This is a genomic window from Dechloromonas sp. H13, assembly GCF_009469615.1.
Taxonomy (GTDB): Bacteria; Pseudomonadota; Gammaproteobacteria; order Burkholderiales; family Rhodocyclaceae; genus Azonexus.
Genome location: NZ_SSXX01000001.1, coordinates 372188 through 390585 on the forward strand (window position 1 = coordinate 372188; position 18398 = coordinate 390585).

Annotated in this window: 18 protein-coding genes; 11 read left to right on the forward strand and 7 right to left on the reverse strand. The window is 66.5% G+C overall.

The genetic code is table 11. The features are described from left to right. Positions 1-16 precede the first annotated feature (16 nt). The 4 genes from GH660_RS01835 to purM form a co-directional block, all read right to left on the reverse strand. Entirely contained in the window at positions 17-3073 is a 3057-nt protein-coding gene (locus GH660_RS01835; RefSeq protein WP_153144865.1) for an efflux RND transporter permease subunit, read from the reverse strand. Further along, the gene (locus GH660_RS01840; protein WP_153144866.1) at positions 3070-4242 is read right to left on the reverse strand and encodes an efflux RND transporter periplasmic adaptor subunit; all 1173 of its coding nucleotides are present in this window, start codon (positions 4240-4242) and stop codon (positions 3070-3072) included. The genes GH660_RS01835 and GH660_RS01840 overlap by 4 nt, the downstream gene beginning before the upstream one ends. 91 nt (positions 4243-4333) lie before the next feature. Then, positions 4334-4987 (reverse strand): septal ring lytic transglycosylase RlpA family protein, encoded by a 654-nt coding sequence (locus GH660_RS01845; RefSeq protein WP_194266202.1) that lies wholly within the window; start codon positions 4985-4987, stop codon positions 4334-4336. After that, the gene (purM, locus tag GH660_RS01850; RefSeq protein ID WP_153144868.1) at positions 4959-6011 is read right to left on the reverse strand and encodes a phosphoribosylformylglycinamidine cyclo-ligase; all 1053 of its coding nucleotides are present in this window, start codon (positions 6009-6011) and stop codon (positions 4959-4961) included. The genes GH660_RS01845 and purM overlap by 29 nt, the downstream gene beginning before the upstream one ends. Before the next feature lie 292 nt (positions 6012-6303). Here purM and tyrS point away from each other — a divergent pair, with 292 nt between their 5' ends. From tyrS to GH660_RS01905, 11 genes are all read left to right on the forward strand, one after another. Continuing rightward, positions 6304-7578 (forward strand): tyrosine--tRNA ligase, encoded by a 1275-nt coding sequence (gene tyrS, locus GH660_RS01855; RefSeq protein ID WP_153144869.1) that lies wholly within the window; start codon positions 6304-6306, stop codon positions 7576-7578. A gap of 10 nt (positions 7579-7588) precedes the next feature. Then, positions 7589-8254, forward strand: coding sequence for a DnaA regulatory inactivator Hda (hda, locus tag GH660_RS01860; RefSeq protein WP_153144870.1), 666 nt, complete (start codon positions 7589-7591; stop codon positions 8252-8254). Beyond that, a complete protein-coding gene (locus GH660_RS01865) occupies positions 8251-8919 on the forward strand; it encodes an HAD family phosphatase (RefSeq protein ID WP_153144871.1) in 669 nt (222 codons plus the stop codon). Before hda ends, GH660_RS01865 begins: the two co-directional genes overlap by 4 nt. Positions 8920-8926: 7 nt before the next feature. Then, positions 8927-10450, forward strand: coding sequence for a mechanosensitive ion channel family protein (locus GH660_RS01870; protein WP_153144872.1), 1524 nt, complete (start codon positions 8927-8929; stop codon positions 10448-10450). Between the two features lie 91 nt (positions 10451-10541). After that, the gene (gene pcnB, locus GH660_RS01875; RefSeq protein ID WP_153144873.1) at positions 10542-11885 is read left to right on the forward strand and encodes a polynucleotide adenylyltransferase PcnB; all 1344 of its coding nucleotides are present in this window, start codon (positions 10542-10544) and stop codon (positions 11883-11885) included. Further along, the gene (gene folK, locus GH660_RS01880) at positions 11882-12358 is read left to right on the forward strand and encodes a 2-amino-4-hydroxy-6-hydroxymethyldihydropteridine diphosphokinase (protein WP_153144874.1); all 477 of its coding nucleotides are present in this window, start codon (positions 11882-11884) and stop codon (positions 12356-12358) included. Before pcnB ends, folK begins: the two co-directional genes overlap by 4 nt. After that, on the forward strand, positions 12355-12717 hold the full coding sequence (locus tag GH660_RS01885) for a DMT family protein (RefSeq protein ID WP_153144875.1): 363 nt from the start codon (positions 12355-12357) through the stop codon (positions 12715-12717). The genes folK and GH660_RS01885 overlap by 4 nt, the downstream gene beginning before the upstream one ends. Before the next feature lie 6 nt (positions 12718-12723). Beyond that, the gene (gene panB, locus GH660_RS01890; protein WP_153144876.1) at positions 12724-13542 is read left to right on the forward strand and encodes a 3-methyl-2-oxobutanoate hydroxymethyltransferase; all 819 of its coding nucleotides are present in this window, start codon (positions 12724-12726) and stop codon (positions 13540-13542) included. Positions 13543-13552: 10 nt separating this feature from the next. Then, positions 13553-14377, forward strand: coding sequence for a pantoate--beta-alanine ligase (gene panC / locus GH660_RS01895; RefSeq protein ID WP_153144877.1), 825 nt, complete (start codon positions 13553-13555; stop codon positions 14375-14377). A 90-nt stretch (positions 14378-14467) separates the two neighbouring features. Further along, entirely contained in the window at positions 14468-14851 is a 384-nt protein-coding gene (gene panD, locus GH660_RS01900; protein ID WP_153144878.1) for an aspartate 1-decarboxylase, read from the forward strand. Positions 14852-14955: 104 nt separating this feature from the next. After that, on the forward strand, positions 14956-15465 hold the full coding sequence (locus GH660_RS01905) for a hypothetical protein (RefSeq protein WP_153144879.1): 510 nt from the start codon (positions 14956-14958) through the stop codon (positions 15463-15465). A gap of 69 nt (positions 15466-15534) precedes the next feature. Here GH660_RS01905 and GH660_RS01910 read toward each other — a convergent pair whose 3' ends face one another. The 3 genes from GH660_RS01910 to GH660_RS01920 form a co-directional block, all read right to left on the reverse strand. After that, positions 15535-16854 (reverse strand): NYN domain-containing protein, encoded by a 1320-nt coding sequence (locus tag GH660_RS01910; RefSeq protein WP_153144880.1) that lies wholly within the window; start codon positions 16852-16854, stop codon positions 15535-15537. A 153-nt stretch (positions 16855-17007) separates the two neighbouring features. After that, complete coding sequence (locus tag GH660_RS01915; protein WP_153144881.1) at positions 17008-17238, reverse strand: hypothetical protein; 231 nt, start codon at positions 17236-17238, stop codon at positions 17008-17010. Positions 17239-17404: 166 nt separating this feature from the next. Then, positions 17405-18325, reverse strand: coding sequence for a bestrophin family protein (locus tag GH660_RS01920; RefSeq protein WP_153144882.1), 921 nt, complete (start codon positions 18323-18325; stop codon positions 17405-17407). Between the last annotated feature and the right edge of the window lie 73 nt (positions 18326-18398).

The window sequence follows — 18398 nt, forward strand, 5'->3', positions numbered from 1 at the left end:
ATGCGTGTACTCCTGATTACGAGGCCGCCAAGGCGGCGACGGGCTCAGGCATCTTGCGCGCTGCCAGCAACGTATAGACCGTCGGCACCACGAACAGCGTGAAGAATGTGCCGAGCAACAGGCCGCCGACGATGACCCAGCCGATCTGCTGACGCGATTCGGCGCCTGCGCCAGTCGCCAGCGCCAGCGGCACGGCGCCGAGCACCATGGCGCCGGTGGTCATCAGGATCGGCCGCAGGCGCAGCGTCGCCGCCTCGATCACCGCCGCCTTCAGTTCCAGCCCCTTTTCCTGCAGCTGGTTGGCGAATTCGACGATCAGGATGCCGTGCTTGGTGATCAGGCCGACCAGCGTCACCAGCCCGATCTGACTATAGACGTTGAGGGTGCCGCCGGTCAGCCACAGCGCCAACAGGGCGCCGGCCATCGACAGCGGCACCGTCAGCATGATGATGAACGGATCGCGGAAGCTCTCGAACTGCGCCGCCAGCACCAGGTAGATGAAGGCGAGCGCGAGGGTGAAGGTCAGCCCCAGCGAGGACGACGACTGGCGGAACTCGCGAGTCTGGCCGTTGTAGTCGACGGCGTAGCCGGGCTTGAGCAGTTGGTTGGCGACGCCGTCCATGAAGCTCAGGGCCTCGCCCATCGTGTAGCCAGGCGCCAGGTTGGCGGTGATAGTCACCGCGCGGCGCTGGCCGAAGTGGTTGAGTTCGCGCGGCGCGACGGTCTCGCTGACGCCGACCAGGTTATCGAGCGAGATCATGCTGCCGTCGCGACCGCGGGCATAGATGTCGCGGATGTCGTCGGGGTTGGTGCGGCCGCTGTCGGCGACCTGGACGATCACGTCGTACTGCTCGCCGTCGCGCTTGAAGCGCGTCACCTGACGCCCGCCGAGCAGCGTTTCCAGCGTGCGGCCGATGGTCTCGACCGGGACACCCATGTCGGCCGCCTTGTCGCGCTTGACCTCGACCGACAGCTCCGGCTTGTTCAGCTTGAGGTCGGTATCGACGTTGGTCAGGCCCGGGTTCTTCGCCAGGTCGGCGAGGAACTGGCTGGTCACGTCCTGCAGCTCCTCGTAGGAGGCCGAGGTGACGATGACGAAATTGATCGGCCGCTCGCGCGGGCTCTGGCCGAGCGACGGCGGCGTCACCGGGAAGGCCAGCACGCCGGGAATGCCCATGAATTTGGGAAACAGTTCCTTGGCGACGTCCGGCGAGCGGCGGTCGCGTGCCTTCCAGTCGGTCAGGCCGACGAAGGAAATGCCCTGGCCGACGGTCGGGTTGCCGGAAACGACGAAGAAACGCTCGACATCCTTGGTCTGGCTGTAGATGCCCTCGATCTGGCGTGCGTACTTGTCGGTGTAGTCGAGCGTCGCGCCGTCCGGCCCGAGGAAGACGCCGAGGATGACGCCGCGGTCCTCGACCGGCGCCAGCTCCGACTTCAGCGCGCCGAGCAGGGCAACGCACGACGCGGCGACGGCGACGAAGCCGCCCATGACGATCCAGCGCCGCGCGAGCGCTGCGGTCAACACCCGTTTGTAGCCCGAATTCAGCCAGTTCAGGAAACCTTCGATCATCAGGAAGGCCTTGCCGTGCTTTTCCTCGTGCTTGAGCAGCAGCGAGCACATCATCGGCGACAGGGTCAGCGCGACGAAGCCGGAGACCAGCACGGCGCCGGCCAGGGTCAGCGCGAACTCGATGAACAGCTTGCCGGTGCGCCCGGTCATGAAGGCGACCGGGGCGTACACGGCGGCCAGGGTCAGCGTCATCGCCACCACCGCGAAGCCGATTTCCTGCGACCCCTGCAGGGCCGCCTTCATTCTCGGCATGCCTTCCTCGATGTGGCGGAAGATGTTTTCCAGCACGACGATGGCGTCGTCGACGACGAGGCCGATGGCCAGCACCAGCGCCAGCAGGGTCAGCGTGTTGATCGTGAAGCCGAGCATGAACATGATGGCGAAGGCGCCGACCAGCGACACCGGGATGGTGACCAGCGGGATCAGCGTCGCCCGGAAGTTGCGCAAGAAGAAGAAAATGATCGCCAGCACCAGCAGGATGGCCTCGCCGATGGTCTTGAACACGGCCTCGATCGAGCGGTCGATGAAGATCGAGGAATCGTAGGCGATGTCGACGCGCATGCCGGGCGGCAGCTCGCCGGTGATCTTGGGCAGGTCGGCGCGCAACGCCTTCGACAGTTCGAGCGGGTTGGCGGTCGCCTGCTTGATGACGCCGAGCGCCACCGCCGAGCGGCCGTTGAAGCGCACCGAGCTGCGCTCCGAGGCGGCGGCGATCTCGACGCGGCCAAGATCGGCGATGCGCACCGGATAGCCGTTCACCGTCTTGACGACGATGGCGCCGAACTCTTCCGGCTTCGTCAGGTCGGTATTGGCGACCACCGAGAACTCGCGCTCGCGGCTCTCGATGCGCCCGGCCGGCACCTCGACGTTCTGCTTCCGGAGCGCGTCCTCGACGTCGGCCGGGGTCAGCTGGTAGGCGGCGAGGCGGGCGCGGTCGAGCCAGATGCGCATGGCGAACTTGCGGTCGCCGAAGATGCGCACGTCGGCCGCCCCCGGCAACGTCTGCAGGCGCGGCTTGACGATGCGGCTGGCGAAATCGGTGACTTCAAGCGCCGAATGCTTGTCCGACGAGAAGGCGAGCCAGATGATCGGATTGGCGTCGGCCTCGACCTTGGCGATCACCGGCTCGTCGACCGAATCGGGCAGCTTGTTGCGCACCCGCGAGACGCGGTCGCGGACATCGGCCGCCGCCGAATCCGGCGCCCGTTCGAGCTTGAAGCGCACCGAAATCTGGCTGTTCTCGGCGCGCGAGATCGAGGTGATGACCTCGACGCCCTCGATGCCGGCCAGCGAATCCTCGAGCGGCTTGGTCACCTGCGACTCGATGATCTCGGCCGAGGCGCCGCGATACGTCGTGTCCACCGTGACCACCGGCTCGTCGATCTTCGGATACTCGCGCACCGGCAGGCGGGTGTAGGAAACGATGCCGATCAGCATCACCACCAGCGACAGCACGGTGGCAAAGACCGGCCGCTTGATGCAGATCTCGGAAATCCTCATTTGGCTTCCGCCGCCTTGGCCGGCGCCATGCCCGACATGCCTTCCATGCCGGCGCCCTGCGGCGCCGCCGGCGTGCCTTCGCCGATCGCCCGCACCGGCACGCCGTCGCGCAGCTTGAGCTGGCCGGCGGTGACCACCACGTCGCCGGCCGCCAGGCCATCGACGATTTCCACCTGCGCCGCCCGGCGCACGCCGAGCTTGACCCGGGTCGCCGTGGCCTTGCCGTCGACCACCTTGAACACCGTCGGCTGCGCCCCCGGCACGATCGCCTGTTCCGGCGCCATCAGCACATTTTTGCGGTCGCCGAACAGCAGGCGGACACGCACGAACATGCCTGGCCGCAGCTTGCCGCCGGCGTTATCCAGGCGGGCGCGGCTGGAAATCGCCCGCCCGTTCTGGTCGACCATGGGGTCGACGGCATCGAGCACCGCCTTGAACTGCTCGCCGGGCAGCGCGTCGGTGCGGACCTCGACGACCTGACCCTTGACCACCCGCCCGAGGTAGGTCTCCGGCAGCTTGAAATCGACGCGCAGCGTGCCGATGTCCTCGATGTTGATCAGGTCCTGGCCTTCCTTGACGTAATCGCCGACGCTGACGTTGCGCAGCCCGACCATGCCGTTGAACGGCGCCTTGATGCGCATCCGGCCGACCTTGGCCTCGGCCAGCTGGACGGCCGCTTCCTGCACCTTGAGCGTCGCCGCCGAATTGTCGAGCGCCTGCGCGGTGACGAATTTCTTCTCCAGCAGTTCCTGGTTGCGCTTGTGGTTGCTCCGGGCCAGCGCCAGGTTCGCCCGGGCCTGCTCCAGCTCCGCCTCCTGGACCGCCGCGTCGAGGGTCACCAGTACTGCGCCCTTGCCGACGATGGCACCATCCCTGAAATTGACGGCGGCGATGCGCCCGGCGGTTTCCGGCCGCATGACCACCGATTCGTTCGATTTCAGGTTGCCGACGGCGCTCGCTTCGTCGGTGAAATCGACCGCCGCGATCTTCGCCACCTCGACGGCGATCGCGAAACCGCCCGGCGGACCGCCGGCCGGCTTGGCTGCCGCGCCCCCGGTCGCGCCGGGCGCCGCGGCGGGCGCACGATTCGCCGTGTAGGCGTAGTAGCCGAGGCCGGCGAGGCCGGCCAGCGCAAGGGCGATGATGCCGAGTCGGGATTTTTTCTGCATGGGGAACACCATTGTATTTTTTAACTGACCAGACAGTCAGTAGTCGGTTCCATTGTAGCGAAGTCCCCGGCGGGCCGGGAGAAATATCCGGTCAGTGCATGGCGTCGAGCTGCGCCTCATAGGGCGTCGCGCGCCAGCTCCTCGTGTCGACCGGATCGGGTTGTGGCGTTTCGCCTTCGAACGATGCCTGGCACGAGCGGTCGTTGTGCGGGTTGCCCTTGAGCGGAGCCACGCGTACCAGCACGACGCCGGCGCGGATCATGTCGAGATATTCGGCGACGCCGCGCGAAACGTCGATGACGCGCCGCCGGTGCTTGGCGTGCATGCGGTCATTGACCTTGACGATGGCGCAGCGGTTGTTGTCGAGGCGGCGCACGGCGACCCAGCTGCCGAGGGGGAAATGATTGCTGGCGGCGGTGAAGCCGCGCAGGTCGAAGGTCTCGCCGGTGGCGGTGCGCCGGCCATGGAAGTCGCCGCCGTAGAAACTGGCGGAGCCGTGCAGGCCCGTCGTTTCCCATTCGATGATGTCGGCAGCGCCGACCTCGGCGGCTGGCGGCGGTGCCGCCGGCTTTTTCGCCTTCTTTTTTGCCGCGCCGGCCTTGTTGACCGCAACAGGCTTCGTCGATTTTTGCGCGGATTTCTCCGCCGCCCGCAGCGGCCCGGGCGAATTCAGCAACAGCAGGCCGCAGGCAAGCGCCGCGACCCGCGATCGCCAGTCAGACCACGACGGTCTGCGCTTCGTCACCCTGACGCGCCCGGATCCGGCCGATGCGATACACCGCCTCGCCCTGCGCCTGCAGCACGGCCATCGCCGCCTCGGCATCGGCGGCGGCGACGACGATGACCAGGCCGATGCCGCAGTTGAAGACGCGGTGCATCTCGTTCTCGGCGACATTGCCTTCGGCCTGCATCCAGTCGAAAAGCTTAGGGCGCGGCCAGGCGGCCTTCTGCAGTTCGGCGACCGTGTTTTCCGGCAGCACGCGCGGCACGTTTTCGAGCAGGCCGCCGCCGGTGATGTGCGCCATGCCCTTGATCGTCACCTTCTGCATGGTGGCCAGCACCTGCTTGACGTAGATGCGGGTCGGCGCCATGACGACGTCGGCCAGCGTGCGCGCTTTTCCGTCCACTTCGTCGAACGGGGCGTTCATGTCCGGGTTGGAGCGCTCGATGATCTTGCGCACCAGCGAGTAGCCGTTGGAATGGGCGCCGGACGAGGCCAGGCCGAGCACGACGTCGCCCGGGGCGATGGATTTGCCGTCGATGGCCTGCGACTTCTCGACGACGCCGACCGCGAAGCCGGCCAGGTCGTATTCGCCCGGCGGGTACATGCCCGGCATCTCGGCCGTCTCGCCGCCGATCAGCGCGCAGCCGGCCAGTTCGCAGCCCTTGGCGATGCCGCCGACGACGCTGGCGGCGGTATCGACGTCAAGCTTGCCGCAGGCGAAATAGTCGAGGAAGAAAAGCGATTCAGCGCCGAGCACCAGGATGTCGTTGACGCTCATCGCGACCAGGTCCTGGCCGACGGTGTCGTGGCGGTTCAGTTCGAACGCCAGGCGCAGCTTGGTGCCGACGCCGTCCGTGCCGGACACCAGTACCGGCTCCTTGTAGCGCTTGGGCACCTCGAACAGCGCGCCGAACCCGCCGATCCCGCCCAGCACGCCCTCGCGCAGCGTTTTCTTCGCGAGCGGCTTGATGCGATCGACGAGGGCATCGCCGGCATCGATATCGACACCGGCGTCACGGTAGGAAAGGGAGGTATTCTGGTTCATGGTCGTTTTCGGGCCAGGGGCGGCAGGGTGCCGCTTTGAATGAAAAAAAGATTTTACCCGAAACCAGCGGCCTGCCCTAACCGCTCCCGAACGGCGTCGGCATTCGGGAGCATTGGCAAAGCGCTGCGGTCAACTGGAAATTCCGATCGGATTCGCAAGATCGCAATTCACAGCGTGGCCCGGAAATCCGCACCGCCTGACGGCCTGAGCGCCCGCCTCTGCTAAAATCGCGCGTTCGATTTTTGCGGCACTGCCCGTTTGCCTGGCGCGCCCATCCCGTGGAGAAAATGCAATGTACCAGTCCCCCCTGCTTCAGGATCTGCATGATCGAGGCCTGATCGCCCAGTTGACCGATGCGCAGGCGCTCGATCAGCTGCTGTGCAGGGAGTCGGTGACCCTCTATTGCGGCTTCGACCCGACGGCGGACAGCCTGCATCTGGGACACCTGGTGCCGGTGCTCATCCTCAAGCGCTTCCAGGAAGCCGGGCACAAGCCGATCGCGCTGGTCGGCGGCGCCACCGGCATGATCGGCGACCCGAGCTTCAAGGCCACCGAGCGCAAGCTGAATACGCCGGAGGTCATCGCCACCTGGGTCGAAAAGATTCGCGGTCAGGTCGAACCCTTCCTCAGGTTCGACGGCACCAACCCGGCGCTGATGGCCAACAACTACGACTGGTTCAGCGGCATGAACTGCCTGGAATTCATGCGCGACATCGGCAAGCACTTCTCGGTCAATGCCATGATCAAGAAGGAATCCGTGCAGCAGCGCCTGGAGCGTGAAGACCAGGGCATCTCCTACACCGAGTTCTCCTACAGCCTGCTGCAAGGCTACGATTTCGCCGAGCTCTACAAGCGCCACGGCTGCGTACTGCAGATCGGCGGTTCCGACCAGTGGGGCAACATCGTCGCCGGCACCGACCTGACGCGCCGCCTGCACCACGCCCATGTGCACGGCGTCACCGTCCCGCTGATCACCAAGGCCGACGGCACCAAGTTCGGCAAGACCGAATCGGGCGCCGTCTGGCTCGACCCGAAAAAGACCTCGCCCTACGCCTTCTACCAGTTCTGGCTCAACACCTCGGACGCCGACGTTTACAAGTTCCTCAGGTTCTTCACCTTCCTGCCGGTCGCCCGCATCGACGAGATCGAAGCCAGCGACCGAGCCAGCGGCAGCAAGCCGGAAGCCCAGCGCATCCTGGCCGAGGAAGCCACCCGCCTGGTGCACGGCGAAGTCGCCCTGATGGCCGCCCGCCGCATCAGTGCCAGCCTGTTCTCGGGCCAACTCGCCGACCTGACGGAAAATGATCTCGAACAACTCGCGCAGGACGGCATGCCCGGCGTCGCGCTCGACGCCGCCGACAGCAGCCTGATCGACGCGCTGGTCGCCGCCGGCCTCGCCAAGTCCAAATCCGAAGCGCGCAGCTTCATCCAGAGCGGCAGCGTCACCATCAACGGCGCCAAGGCCGATGCGCTCGACCACCAGATCGTCGGCGAAGAACGCCTTTATGGCCGCTTCACCATCCTGCGCCGCGGCAAGAAGAACTACGGGCTGGTGCGCTGGCAGTAGGTCTTTCCCGATGCGCCAGCTGATCCTCGACCTGCTGCCGGAAAGCCCGCCGACGCTGGACAATTTCGTCGCCGGCGGCAACGCGGAAACGCTCGCCGCCCTGACCGGCTGGCTGGCCGGCGCACGCACGGAAACGTCGTTCTGCCTGTGGGGCGAAGCCGGCTCGGGGCGCTCGCACCTGCTGCTGGCCAGCGGCTTCGCCTACGTCGATGCGGCGCGCGATCCGGCGCTGGCGACGGCGCCCGAAGCCGAACAGGTGGCCGTCGATCACGTCGAGGCGCTGGACGCGAGCGGTCAAATCGCCCTGTTCAACCATTTCAACCGCCTGAAAATGGCCTCGGGAATGCTGTTGACCGCAGCCGACCGTCCGCCGGCCCATCTCGCGCTGCGCGAAGACCTGCGCACCCGCCTCGGTTCCGGGCTGATCTACCGCCTGCTGCCGCTGTCGGATGCCGAAAAGGCCGCCGCCCTCGCCACCCAGGCGAAGGAACGCGCGCTGAAGCTGACGCCGGAGTCCATCGATTACCTGATGCGCCACGCGCCGCGCGACATGCGCACGCTGTCCGCCTTCATCGTCGCGCTCGACCGCTACACTCTCGAACACAAGCGCGCCGTCACGCTGCCCCTGCTGCGCGAACTGCTCAACGAAACCCTGCCGCTGGACTTCGCCAAATGAACCTCGCCCTCTTCGACCTCGACAACACCCTCCTCGCCGGCGACTCCGATTTCGAGTGGGCGCAATTCCTGATTTCGAAAGGCGTCGTCGACCGCGAGTTGCAGGAAGCCAAGAACATCCAGTTCTACGAGCAGTACAAGGCCGGCACGCTGGACATCTACGAATTCCTCGGCTTCCAGCTGGCGCCGCTGGCCCGCCACAGCCGCGCCGAGCTCGACGCCTGGCACCGCGAATACGTCGAGCGCCATATCCGCCCGCTCATCGGTGAACCGGCGCGCCAGCTGGTGCGGCAGCATCTCGCCGCCGGCGACCTGTGCGCCGTCGTCACCGCCACCAACAGCTTCGTCACCGGCGCCATCGCCCGCGAATTCGGCATTCCGCACCTGATCGGCACGGTGGCTGCGGTCGACGTCGAAAACGGGGCATTTTCCGGGGCGCCGACCGGCATCCCCTCCTTCCGCGAAGGCAAGATCGCCCGCGTCGACAGCTGGCTCGAATCGTTGGGCCTGTGGTGGGGCAGTTTTTCCGACAGCTATTTCTACAGCGATTCGCACAACGACCTGCCGCTAATGCACAAGGTGAACACCCCGGTCGCCGTCGACCCCGACGACAAGCTGCGCCAGCACGCCGCCAGCCGCGGCTGGCGGATCATCAGCCTGCGCTGAAGCGGCGATGCTACGCATCCCCTTCCTCAGCACCGAAGCGCCGTATGTGCTGATCGCGGTCGCGCTGCTGCTGCTCTTCATCCTCAAGCCGCTGCGGGCATTGCGCCCATCTCTGATCAACACCAGCGTCTTCTTCGCCGCCTGCCTGTTCGGCGACCTGCTGGCCGGCATCCTCCTTGCCAACCACGCGGCCTCGGCCGCCGCCGGCCTGCTGCGCCAGCTGGCCGTCTTCGGCATGGGGCTGGCGGTCATCCGCTTCACCGGGCTGGCGCTGTTCAACGTCGCGCTGCCGCGCCTGCATATCCGCATCTCGGGCATCCTCGCCGACATCCTGGTCATCGTCGGCTACATCGGCTGGGGCTTCTTCCGCCTCAACCAGGCCGGCGTCGAGCTGACCCACCTGTTCGCCACCTCGGCCATCCTCACCGCCGTCCTCGCCATTTCGATGCAGGACACGCTGGGCAACCTGCTCGGTGGCCTCGCCCTGCAGATGGACAATTCGCTGGAAATCGGCGACTGGATCAAGATCGACGACCTCTCCGGCCAGGTCACCGACATCCAGTGGCGGTACACGGCGATCGTCACGCGCAACGGCGAAAAGGCCGTGGTGCCCAACAGCCAGCTGATGAAGGGGCGCTACTACGTGCTCTGCGACAAGCACGGCGCCAACCCGACCTGGCGGCGCAGCATCGGCTTCAACATCGACCTCGCGGTGCCGCCCGGCCGCCTGATCCAGCTTATCGAATCGGACATCGCCGCCGCCACCATCCCCAACGTCGCCCAGACGCCGCCGCCAAGCTGTGTGCTGATCGACTTCGGCCCCGGCTACGCGCATTACGTGCTGCGCTACTGGCTGCAGAATCCGCAACTCGACGACCCGACCGATTCCGACGTCCGCACCCACATCCTCGCCATCCTGCAGCGCAACGGCATCCGCCTGGCCACCGACGACCACACCATCCACCTCGTCAAGGAAGGCGCCGCGCACCAGGAGGCCGTGCAGAACCGCGAACTGAAGCGGCGCCTGCAGGCCATCGAGGCGATCGAGCTGTTCGCCCGGCTCTCCGAGAGCGAAAAGAAATACCTCGCCGAACGCCTGATCAACACCCCGTTCGCGCGCGGCGACGTGATCACCCGCCAGGGGGCCAACGCCCACTGGCTGTACATCGTCGTCAACGGCGAGGCCGAGGCCTGGTGGCAGCCGCCGGAAGGACCGCGCCGCCAGCTCGAAAAGCGCGGCCCGGGCAGCGTCTTCGGCGAAATCGGACTGATGACCGGGGCGCCGCGCCGCGCCACGGTGATCGCCACGACCGACATCGAAGCCTATCGCCTCGACAAGGAAGCCTTCCAGCAGATCATCCGCCAGCGTCCGGAACTCGCCGACAGCCTGTCCCTGATCCTGGAACAGCGCCTGCAGCGCTTCGCCGAGCTGGAAGAAGGCTATCACCGCGGACGCGCCGAAGCGCCGCAACGCATTCCGGGCAGCGCCGCGATCGGCCAGAAAATCCGCGAATTCTTCGGCCTGGACTGACCATTTCCCCGGCGAAAGCGGTGAAAAATCATTCCTTTCCGGTAAAATCCGCGTTTTTGCGCAGCGCCCGGCGCTCCCTGAACGGCAATACGTGATCCGCAAACTCATCTCCCGCGTCTTCGGCGGCAGGAAGGCCGAAGCCAGCCACCACGAACCGGCGGTCATTCCCGTCTCCAGCCACCGCATTACCCGCGACCGCATCAGCAGCGGCAGCCGGCGCGTCTGCGAAACGCTGCAGGACAACGGCCACAAGGCCTACGTCGTCGGCGGCGCCGTGCGCGACCTGCTGATCGGCGCCGAGCCCAAGGACTTCGACGTCGCCACCGACGCCACGCCGGAAGAAGTGCGCCGCGCCTTCCGCCGCTCGCGCATCATCGGCCGCCGTTTCCAGATCGTGCACGTGATGATGGGCCAGGAAACCATCGAGGTCACCACCTTCCGCGGCACGCTCGACGCCAACACCAAGAAGGACGAGCACGGCCGCGTGCTGCACGACAACGTCTTCGGCAGCCAGGCCGAGGACGCCGCGCGGCGCGACTTCACGGCCAACGCGCTGTACTACGACCCGACCACCGAGGCGGTGATCGACTACCACCACGGCGTCGGCGATCTCAAGCAAAAAACCCTGCGCATGATCGGCGAGCCGCGCGCCCGCTACCGCGAAGACCCGGTACGCATGCTGCGCGCCGTGCGCCTGGCGGCCAAGCTCGGGCTCATCATCGACCCGGCGGCGCGCACGCCGATCCGCGAAATGGCCGGCCTGCTGGAAAACGTGCCGGCCGCCCGCCTGTTCGACGAAATGCTGAAGCTCCTGACCTCGGGGCATTCGGTCAAGTGCATCACGCAGTTGCGCGACGAGGGCCTGCACCACGGCCTGCTGCCGCTGCTCGACGTCATTCTCGAACAACCGATGGGCGAGAAGTTCGTCATGCTGGCGCTGGCCAACACCGACGACCGCGTGCGGCGCGGCAAGGGCACCTCGCCCGGCTTCCTGTTCGCCACCCTGCTCTGGCACGAAGTGCTGGCACACTGGGAAAAGCTCAAGGCGCAGGGCGAATCGAAGATTCCGGCGCTCTACCAGGCAATGGACACCGTTCTCGACGTGCAGGGCGAGAAGCTCGCCATCACCCGCCGCATCGCCGGCGACATCAAGGACATCTGGGCCCTGCAGCCGCGCTTCGAGGCACGTGCCGGCAAGCGCCCGTACGGCCTGCTCGAACAGCCGCGCTTCCGCGCCGGCTATGACTTCCTGCTGCTGCGCGCCGAATCCGGCGAGATCGACATGGAACTGGCCGACTGGTGGACCCGCTTCCAGGAGGCCGACGGCGAGGAACGGGCGCGCATGCTGCTGCCGGAACAGGCCGGCGACAAGAAGCGCCGCCGCCGGCGCAAAAAACTGGCTTCCGACGGCGTCGACCGCAACAGCCCGGAATGAACACCGCCTACGTCGCCCTCGGCGCCAATATCGGCGACCCGGCGGCCACCGTGCTCGCCGCCTACGCGGCGCTCGCCAACCTGACGGACAGCCGGGTCATCCACACCTCGTCGCTGTACCGCACGGCGCCGGTCGGCCTCAAGCACCAGCCCGACTTCATCAACGCCGTCGCCGCCCTGGAAACGGGGCTGGCGCCCGAGGAACTGCTCGACGCGCTGCTCGACCTCGAAGCCCGCTTCGGGCGCGTGCGCCGCGACCGCAACGGCCCGCGCACCCTCGACCTCGACCTGCTGCTCTACAACGACATCGAGCTCGACCTGCCGCGCCTGACCCTGCCCCACCCGCGCCTGCACCTGCGCGCCTTCGTGCTGCGCCCGCTGGCGGAAATCGCCCCCGGCCTCGCCATTCCCGGCCGCGGCAGCGTCGCCGCCTGGCTGCCGGCAGTCGCCAACCAGGGCATCGCCCGCCTATGAACGTCCTCGGCCTGCACATTCCCGTGCTGTGGCAGACGGTGATCCTGCTGTCGCTGTCCAACGTCTTCATGACCTTCGCCTGGTACGCCCATCTCAAGAACCTGAACGAGAAGCCGTGGTGGATCGCCGCGCTTATCTCGTGGGGCATCGCGCTGTTCGAATACCTGATCCAGGTGCCGGCCAACCGCATCGGCCATACCCAGATGGGCCTCGGCCAGCTCAAGATCCTGCAGGAAGTCATCTCGCTGACCGTCTTCGTACCCTTCGTCGTTTTTTACATGAACCAGCCGCTGAAGCTTGACTATCTGTGGGCGGCCCTGTGTATCCTAGGCGCCGTCTATTTCGTCTTCCGCTCGTAAGCCCCCATGTCCGCCCAAACCGTCACCCGCCGCCTGACCCAGGCCGACCTCGCCAAGCTCTACGCCGCCGGCGAGAAGGTCGTCATGTTCACCTGCTACGACGCCAGCTTTGCCCGCCTGCTCGATGGCGCCGGCGTCGAATCGCTGCTGATCGGCGATTCGCTGGGCAACGTCATCCAGGGTCACGACACGACGCTGCCGGTCACCGTCGCCGACATCGCCTACCACGTCGCCGCCGTCAAGCGCGGCTCGGATCGCCCCTTCATCATCGCCGACATGCCTTTCGGCAGCTATCAGGAATCGCCGGAACAGGCCTTCCGCAACGCGGTGACGCTGATGGCGGCCGGCGCCCAGATGGTCAAGCTGGAAGGCGGGCTGGACATGGCGAAAACGGTCGAATTCCTCGTGCACCGCGGCATCCCGGTCTGCGGCCACGTCGGCCTGACGCCACAGTCGGTGCACGCGCTGGGCGGCTACAAGGTGCAGGGCAAGGGTGAAGCCGCAGCGCAGCGCCTGAAGGACGACGCGCTGGCGCTGCAGAACGCCGGGGCGACGATGATCGTTCTCGAAGCCATCCCCGCCGTGCTGGCCGCCGAGGTCACTGCCCTGCTCAACATCATCACCATCGGCATCGGCGCCGGCAAGGACTGCTCGGGCCAGGTCATGGTCCTGCACGACGCCTTCGACATCCCGCCGGGCAAGAAGGCCAAGTTCGTGCGCAACTTCATGGCCGACGGCGGCAGCATCGCCGACGCCGCCGCCCGCGCCGTGGCCGCCGTCAAGGACGGCAGCTACCCCGGCCCGGAACATACCTACGCCGCTTAAGGCAGCCAACATGCAAACCCATTCTTCCATCGCCGACCTGCGCGCGGCGTTGCAGCAGCGCGGCCGCGTCGTCTTCGTCCCGACCATGGGCAACCTGCACGCCGGCCACATCAGCCTGATGGAACAGGCGCGCGCGCACGGCGACACCGTGGTCGCCTCGATCTTCGTCAACCGCCTGCAGTTCGGACCGAACGAGGATTTCGACAAGTACCCGCGCACCTTCCAGGCCGATTGCGACAAGCTGGCCGCCGCCGGCGTCGATGTGCTGTTCGCACCGACCGAAGCCGACCTCTACCCGGAGCCGCAGGAATATTTCGTCGAGCCGCCCGGCATCCAGAACGTCCTCGACGGCGAGTTCCGTCCCGGCCACTTCCGCGGCGTCGCCACCGTCGTCCTCAAGCTGTTCAACATCGTCCAGCCGCAGGCCGCCGTCTTCGGCAAGAAGGATTACCAGCAGCTGATGGTAATCCGCAACATGACCCGCCAGCTGGCGCTGCCGATCGCCATCGTCGGCGGCGAGACGGTGCGCGCCGCCGACGGCCTCGCCCTCTCCTCGCGCAACGGCTACCTGAGCGAGGCCGAACGCGCCGAGGCGCCGCGCCTGTACCGGCTGCTCAACGAGATCCGCGCCGCCATCCGCGCCGGCCAAGCGGATACCGTGAAACTGGAAAACACGGCGATTGCGGCGTTGACCGCAGCCGGCTGGAAGACCGACTATGTCGCAGTGCGGCAACAGGCCGACCTGGCCATGCCGAAAGACGTAAACGCCCCGCTGGTGGTGCTTGCCGCCAGCCGCCTGGGAACCACCCGGCTCATTGATAACATTGAGATTTGACGCAGCGTGAATATCCATAATTACGCCCGTTGACAGAGGGGCGATTGTCGCTACAATTCGCTTCCCCCAACCTTCTGGATGAGTGAAACCATGCAGAGAACGATGCTGAAATCCAAGTTGCACCGCGTGACCGCAACCCACGCCGACCTGCACTACGAGGGTTCCTGCGCCATCGACGAGGATCTGCTCGACGCGGCCAACATCAAGGAATACGAACAGATCGACATCTGGAACGTAAACAACGGCGAGCGTTTCACCACCTATGCCATCCGCGCCGAACGCGGATCGGGCGTCATTTCGGTCAACGGCTCGGCGGCCCGCCGGGCGGCGCCGGGCGACATCCTGATCATCGCCACCTTCGCCGTCTACAACGAGATCGAGCTGGCCAAGTACGAACCGGACCTGATCTACGTCGATTCGCAGAACCGCATCACCCGCCGCGGCCACAAGATTCCGACCCAGGCCGCCGCCTGAACACCGGTTCGTGACGTACTTCACGGAAGACCCGCTACGGCGGGTTTTCTTTTTTTCGTTTTATGTACAATGCCCCGAACTACCCCAACCATGGAGACAGGACAATGGGCGTTGTATTCACCAAGACCCAGAAAGGGCATGACGAAATCACCAGCAAGGCCGGCGGCCTGACCCCGCGCCAGCGGCGCGTGCTGATCTTCATCGACGGCAAGCGTTCCGTCGATGACCTGCGCGGCATGCTGCAGGCCGACGACCTGCAACACACGCTCGGCATGCTCGAAGAGGACGGCTACATCGCGGTCGGCTCGGTCGTGACCGCGCAGGGCAAGGTCACCGCGCCGGCCGCCCCGCTACCGTCGGTCACCGCCTTCGGCGAGCTGCCGGCGGCGCCGGACCCGCTGCGCATGCAGCAGGCCCGCAATTTCATGGTCAACACCCTGAACACCTTCGTCGGCTCGCTCGGCGCCAGTTCGCTGATCGAGCGCATCACCGACGCCGAAGGCCATAGCGGCCTGCGCGCCCTCTACGACGAGTGGTACCACGCCATGGTGATGTCGCGCGAAGGCAAGCGCGAGGCCGAAGCCCTGCGCGGCAAGCTGCTCCAGGTCATCTGACCCGTCGGGTCCGGCGCACCGCCGGCGCCCTTCCGTCTCGTGCCGGGCCGCGCCCTGCCCGCCATTGCATCAGCCGCCGGCGCCTTCGCCGGCCTTCGGCTTGCGCGCGCGCGGCGCGCGCCGGGCACGCGCCGGCTTTTCCTCGCCAACGGCCGCCTCGCCGGCCGGCGGCGTGCTGACCGTCGGCGCCTCGGCAGCGACGGCAACCACCGCGGCACCAGCCTTCTGGCGCGGGCGGCGCGCGGCACGGCGCGGCTTTTCCGGCGTGGCCGTCGTTCCGGCCGCTGATTCAGCTGACTCAGGCGCTTCCGCCGGCGCCGGCGCGATCGCCGCCTCGATGCCGACACCTTCTCCGGCCGCCGCTACCGGCGCATCCGCAGCAACGGTCGGCGCCGCCTCGACCGCGCCCCGCTCCTTGCCGCTGCGCGCCCGGCGGCCGCCGCGGCGGCGCGCGCTGCCGGGCGCCTCGGGCTCGGAGCCCGAAGCGTCGGTTTTTGCCGTTTCCGGCAGGTCGACCGCAACCGGCTCGGCGACAATCTCGACCGGTGCTTCCTCGGCCGGCGCGACCGCTTGCGGCGCCGCCCGCATCACGTAGGCACCCGATTTCTCGTCACGCCCGAAGCCGAGCAGGCCGCGGTTGGCGGCTTCCTCGAGCAGGTTGCCGAAGCTGCGGAAGCCGAAATAGGTTTCGTTGAAGCCGGGATTGCGCCGCTTGATGACCTCCTTGAGCACCGAGGCCCAGATGCGCTCGTTCTCGCCGCGGTCGGCGATCATGTCGGCGAAGGTCGCCGCCGCCAGCTCGATGGCCTTGGTCTTGCGCTCCTCGGCCTTGGCGCGCCGCGCCGCCTCCTCTTCCGGCGAACGCCTGCCGTTGTCACGCTCGCGACGCAGGTTGCCGCGCTGCGCCTCACGCTCGCGGACGAGGTCGTCGTAGTAGATGAACTCGTCGCAGTTGGTGACCAGCAGGTCGGAACACGACTGTTTGACGCCGACGCCGATCACCCGCTTGGCGTTTTCACGCAGCTTGGAAACCAGCGGCGAGAAGTCGGAATCGCCGGAGATGATGACGAAGGTGTCGACGTGCGCCTTGGTGTAGCAGAGGTCGAGCGCATCGACGACCATGCGGATGTCGGCCGAATTCTTGCCCGACTGGCGCACGTGCGGGATTTCGATCAGCTCGAAGTTGGCTTCGTGCATCGCCGCCTTGAAGCCTTTGTAGCGCTCCCAGTCGCAGTAGGCCTTCTTGACGACGATGCTGCCCTTGGCCAGCAGGCGTTCGAGCACCGGCTTGATGTCGAACTTTTCGTACTGGGCATCGCGCACGCCGAGGGCGATGTTCTCGAAATCACAGAAGAGCGCCATGCTGGCGGTGTCGGCGGGAGCGGCCATGAATACAGTCCGGAGAGAGGAAGCGCGAAGTATACATGCCGAGCCTGCCCGACCGTGCATGCGCCCCCTGAATTGCCGACCAACGATGAAAATGCAACGCCGCAAAAAGGCAAGCCCTCACCTGGAGTGCTTGCCCTGCTCGGCCGCGCCGCCTTATTTCGCAGCGGGCGCCTTGGCCTTGCTGCCGCTTTTGGTCTTGCCTTGTTTCTTGGTCTGCTTCTTGGACTTCTTGGCGGGTTTGCCAGCTTTGCCGCTCTTGGCAGCACCGGCCTGCTTCGTAGCAGCCGGCTTGGCATGGGTGGACGCTGCCTGCGCGGCGGGTGCGGCAGCCAGCATGGATACGGCAAAAAGGCCGCCAATCAGCGAGGCAAGAATTCTGGACACAATGTCTCCCTATCGAAATCGGCACGGTGGTGCCTTGTGATGGGTACAGCCGGGATGGATGGAGCATGCGTCCCGGCCCCGGCCTTTTCCACGCCGGGGTCACCCGAAGCCGCGGAGTATAGTCAGGGAATGCTGCCGCCTCCCTGACCGGGACGGGTTCGTCAATTCAGGTCAGCACGTAGTCCCTTACCGCGGGCGGATCGCTGCGCGGCGTTTCGCCGACCAGTTCGCAGACCGAGACCTCGATGGCATGGCACATGGAGGCCAGGGCGAGATCGTTGGGTTCGGTACCGAAAGGTTCTTCGATCTGCTCGCCGATCACGTCCAGCGCCAGGAAGGTGTAGGCGACGAAGGTGGCGATCAGCGGCGTCAGCCAGCCGATCGAGGTACTGAGCCCGACCGGCAGCAGCAGACAATAGACCATCACCGTGCGGTTCATGAGAACACGGTAGGTGTAGGGAATCGGCGTGTTGGCAATGCGCTCGCAGGCACCGGATGCCTCGGTCAGCAGGTTCAGGTTGCGATCCATGGACTGCAGTTGCAGATCGCTGATCGTACCATGGCGTTGCGCGGTGGCGAGATCCCTGGACAGGTCGAGCAGGATGGCCGACGGCACGAAGCGGGCAGCCGTCACCCGCCGGAGAACGGCCGCATCGAGACGGCAGGCCAGGTCGGCTTCGGGCGTGGTGCCCCGCAACTGGTGCTTGAGCGCGTAGGCGAAGGCGGCCAGGGTTCGCGCCACCCGGCGCTGCAGTGCGTCATCGGCCGGCGCGAAGCTGGCGACCTCCCGGGTCAATGAGCGGGCGGCGATGAGCAGGGCGCCCCACTGCTTGCGCGCCTCCCAGAAACGCTCGTAGCTGACGCTGTTGCGAAAACCCAGGAAGATCGCCAGGGCGATACCCATCAGCGTGAACGGTGGAATCGACAGCGCCGATGCGGCGTGTTCGCTCATCCACCAGCCGCGTACCAGAACACTGGCTAAGGAAACCGCAAGCACCAGCAACAGGCGGGTGACGATGTAGGGCAACACCGAGCCGCGCCAGACGAACAGCAAGCGGAACCAGTGCAAATGAGGGCGAACGATCATGGCAGCTCTGAAAGGATTGACCACCCCGGATCGGCTGCCATGCGGCCTGCCACGACGCCATCGAGCCGGGGCC

What these genes read in the sequence shown, in the direction of transcription:
- GH660_RS01870 (WP_153144872.1), top strand. Translation starts at nt 8,927, where the DNA reads ATGCTACGCATCCCCTTCCTCAGCACCGAAGCGCCGTATGTGCTGATC.
- GH660_RS01840 (WP_153144866.1), bottom strand. Translation starts at nt 4,242, where the DNA reads ATGCAGAAAAAATCCCGACTCGGCATCATCGCCCTTGCGCTGGCCGGC.
- purM (WP_153144868.1), bottom strand. Translation starts at nt 6,011, where the DNA reads ATGAACCAGAATACCTCCCTTTCCTACCGTGACGCCGGTGTCGATATC.
- GH660_RS01920 (WP_153144882.1), bottom strand. Translation starts at nt 18,325, where the DNA reads ATGATCGTTCGCCCTCATTTGCACTGGTTCCGCTTGCTGTTCGTCTGG.
- GH660_RS01835 (WP_153144865.1), bottom strand. Translation starts at nt 3,073, where the DNA reads ATGAGGATTTCCGAGATCTGCATCAAGCGGCCGGTCTTTGCCACCGTG.
- panC (WP_153144877.1), top strand. Translation starts at nt 13,553, where the DNA reads ATGCAAACCCATTCTTCCATCGCCGACCTGCGCGCGGCGTTGCAGCAG.
- panD (WP_153144878.1), top strand. Translation starts at nt 14,468, where the DNA reads ATGCAGAGAACGATGCTGAAATCCAAGTTGCACCGCGTGACCGCAACC.
- hda (WP_153144870.1), top strand. Translation starts at nt 7,589, where the DNA reads ATGCGCCAGCTGATCCTCGACCTGCTGCCGGAAAGCCCGCCGACGCTG.
- GH660_RS01865 (WP_153144871.1), top strand. Translation starts at nt 8,251, where the DNA reads ATGAACCTCGCCCTCTTCGACCTCGACAACACCCTCCTCGCCGGCGAC.
- tyrS (WP_153144869.1), top strand. Translation starts at nt 6,304, where the DNA reads ATGTACCAGTCCCCCCTGCTTCAGGATCTGCATGATCGAGGCCTGATC.
- panB (WP_153144876.1), top strand. Translation starts at nt 12,724, where the DNA reads ATGTCCGCCCAAACCGTCACCCGCCGCCTGACCCAGGCCGACCTCGCC.
- folK (WP_153144874.1), top strand. Translation starts at nt 11,882, where the DNA reads ATGAACACCGCCTACGTCGCCCTCGGCGCCAATATCGGCGACCCGGCG.
- GH660_RS01910 (WP_153144880.1), bottom strand. Translation starts at nt 16,854, where the DNA reads ATGGCCGCTCCCGCCGACACCGCCAGCATGGCGCTCTTCTGTGATTTC.
- GH660_RS01905 (WP_153144879.1), top strand. Translation starts at nt 14,956, where the DNA reads ATGGGCGTTGTATTCACCAAGACCCAGAAAGGGCATGACGAAATCACC.
- GH660_RS01885 (WP_153144875.1), top strand. Translation starts at nt 12,355, where the DNA reads ATGAACGTCCTCGGCCTGCACATTCCCGTGCTGTGGCAGACGGTGATC.